Source organism: Vibrio makurazakiensis, from assembly GCF_050337375.1.
Lineage (GTDB): Bacteria > Pseudomonadota > Gammaproteobacteria > Enterobacterales > Vibrionaceae > Vibrio > Vibrio makurazakiensis.
Map to the genome: position 1 here is coordinate 1 of NZ_JAKJSW010000332.1, position 3150 is coordinate 3150.

General features: G+C 43.3%; 3 protein-coding genes. All 3 read right to left on the reverse strand.

Translation table 11 applies throughout. The annotated features are described in order from the left end of the window. Window positions 1-1541: ABC transporter permease (locus tag L4C33_RS20960; RefSeq protein WP_428814328.1), on the reverse strand; the 1541-nt coding region annotated here is incomplete at its 3' end. After that, window positions 1522-2193: an ABC transporter ATP-binding protein gene (locus L4C33_RS20965; RefSeq protein ID WP_428814329.1), complete on the reverse strand. Its 672-nt coding sequence runs from the start codon at window positions 2191-2193 to the stop codon at window positions 1522-1524. The genes L4C33_RS20960 and L4C33_RS20965, both read right to left, overlap by 20 nt. A 123-nt stretch (window positions 2194-2316) precedes the next feature. Beyond that, window positions 2317-3150 (reverse strand): MATE family efflux transporter (locus L4C33_RS20970; RefSeq protein WP_428814330.1); only part of this gene is annotated, 834 nt, incomplete at its 5' end.

Below are 3150 nucleotides of genomic sequence, written 5' to 3' on the forward strand. Positions count from 1 at the left end.
CTCATACGGGCTGCCGAGTTATTAGTTGGATAAATATATARATCTGCCGCGAGTCGCTGAGTTAGCCATTTATCAGTAGTATCACGGAAACTACCAACCATAGTTTCCACCCCAATATTGGCCGACAACGCCAACATAAAGGCCATTGTTGCAACACCACGATAGCTCATGCTTGCCGCAGCATCAGAGAAGAACCATCTTGCTCGTACCCATTTCAATGAATACGAAAGGCTATTGAATAGTTTCCACATAATGAATGGCGTAAACAATGCAACACTCACTAGCATCAAGGCGATAATCACAAAGCCTGACTCTTGGGTTTGTGGTGCTTGATACACCGCAACCGCCGCTATACAAAAAGCACAGCCGATCAACGCTTGCCAAGTAAACTCCGTACCCGCAAAACGAACTAAAGACAAACGAGAAGATAAGCGAATAGGCTGTGATTTTAACAAACGAATCAATGGCCATGCACATGCTAAGAAGGCACCAGCCATCGCCATACCTAAGCTATAACCGCTCCAGCTCCAGCTCCAYTCAATGGAAAGGCCTACGTTTGCGTCATAGAGGTCACCAAGGCTCGCTGAAACAGCAGGCAGCAACTGATTAGCCAACAAAATCCCCAAGACATTGCCACAAATCCAGCTAACAAGGACAAGGAATATCAACTCAAACAACAGGGCTTTCGCTAACTGCCAACCAGATACACCGGTTTGACGCAAGATACCAACAAGAGGCTGTCGTTGGATAAATGACAGTGACATTGCTTGGTAGAAAATAAATAAGCCGACAACGAATGAAAGCATCCCCATTGCACTCAAATTCATGTGGAATGCATTGGTAAGAGATTCTAGCTCAGCCTTAGAACTGCGTGAAATAGTGATCCCATTCGGCAGCAATTCTTTAAGGCGCTCATATTTAGCAGCTGGCATTTCACCACACGCTATTACAGATAGCCCAGCACTTCGCTCAAGCATCCTTAATAACGAAATATCAGCCATCAAACGGGTACCATTAATGAGTCCCTGTTGATCTACGACGATAGGCCCTAATTTTGAACCATCTGCTAGTGGAATATAGTCGCCGTTGCTCCAAGACATATGCTCAGATAAATTTTGACTCACTAAGATAGGATATGGAGGGCGCATCAAACTTAAAGTTGTTAATTCTTTAAGCGCAACTCCTGGCTGAAGTTGTAGCATGGCCACAGGGTCTAAACCTATCAACATCAGGTTATCGCCATCTTCAGTAATAACTCGATGGTTATCAAACGGCGCGCATTGCTGAAACCCTTCACGTCTCAGTTGAATATAGAAACCTTGAGGGATTTTATTAGCATTGTGCTTAGGACGAATACGGTAAGGTAACGGGTTTGAAAATAAACGCTCGCCAGTGGTATAACTCTGCTTTGCATGTTGGTTAATCGCAGTCACACCAACCAATATAGAAACACCAAGCGTTAACCCTAGCCAAACTAAGATTATCTGAAGTGGATGACGACGGTAGTGACCAAGTAGCGCTTTAACTACGGGCCATAACATGCAGTTGTCCTCCCTGCAGGCGAATTCGACCGTCCATATGATGTGCGACTTTTTCACTATGTGTTACTAGCAATAGAGTACATTGCAGTTCACGAGCTAAAGATGTCAGCAGGCGCATTACCGCTTCTGCATTTCGCTCATCTAAGCTACCTGTTGGCTCATCAGCTAATAAAACCTTCGGTTCCATATAAAGAGCGCGGGCAATCGCAGCACGTTGCTGTTGACCACCAGAGACTTCTTCAGGGTATCGACCTAGTAATGGCATTAGATCAAGCGCTGATAATATTTGACGCCAAAGCCCTTTGTCTTCAGGTAGGCCCTTTAACTGACGGCAAAATCTAATGTTATCAGCGATATTTAGAGTGGGTAACAGATTGAATTGTTGGAAGATATGCCCGATATTGTTACGACGATAAGCCGTACGTTTCTRCTCAGTCGAACTATGCATATCAAAGTTGGGGAATAAGATTTCCCCGGAGTCTGCTATATCTAACCCAGCGATTAAATTAAGTAAAGTACTCTTACCAGAGCCACTTTCACCCATTAACGCTAACTGATCACCTTGGTTTAATGTTAGTTCTGCACCTTGTAAAACTGGGTGGAATTCCCCCCCATCAACATAGCCTTTACACAGGTCAGACAGCTTTAACATTAAACAGCTCACGAAAGTTAGAATTTGGAATGAGAATCTACACTAATTCACTGTTAGTAGGAAGCATTTTGAAGCATAGATCACAACATAAGCATTAAGTTGCAATGATCGTACGTTCCACATCTAACTTTCGATCAAGTTATTCATCCATTTCTTGCTTTTCATGCGGTAAATTGAACCACCCCACTTCACGACTTCTTCCGTTAAGAACAATAGATAAATCCATTCAGGTTCAAGTCCAAGGTATATAGCGCAAAACGCAGCAAGCGGAATACCAATAAGCCACTGAGCAACAAGATCTTGATAGAGACAGAACTTCACATCGCCACCAGCTCGCAACACGCCAACAATAACAACCATTGGAACAGAGCGAAGTACAATACCGACACTCAATACCAAAATGAATTTCTCAGATAACTCTCTCGTTTCTGGTGTTAACGCACTGAATGCATTTAGGATTGGCATTTGTACGAAATACAATCCTATCGCGACGAAAACACCAACCAAGATATTGAGTAGTGTTATGCCAAGAGCCTGATAGTAAACGGCTTCATTTTGCTTAGCTCCCAATTGGTTCCCGACTAATACCGCTGCCGCATTAGACATACCAATTAGTAAGCTTAGTGAAATAGATTCAACTGGTGTCATTACGGATAAAGCTGCTAGACCCTGCACTCCTGACTGCCCCATAATTGCGTGATAAGCAAAAAGTCCACCAGCCCAAGCAAGGAAATTAAACGTTGTAGGTAGTGACAGTTTAAGAAAGCGAGATACTTTCTCAAATGATGCAGCTCTGATATCAGCAAGACCAAAGGCAAGCAGGTGCTTTTTAAAATATAGGTAGCCAAATAAAGTAACAATTTCGATGGCACCACTTAATACGGTAGCAATCGCAGCCCCTTTTATGCCCATAGCTGGAAAGCCTAAATGACCAAAAATAAGCACCCAGTTCAAGAA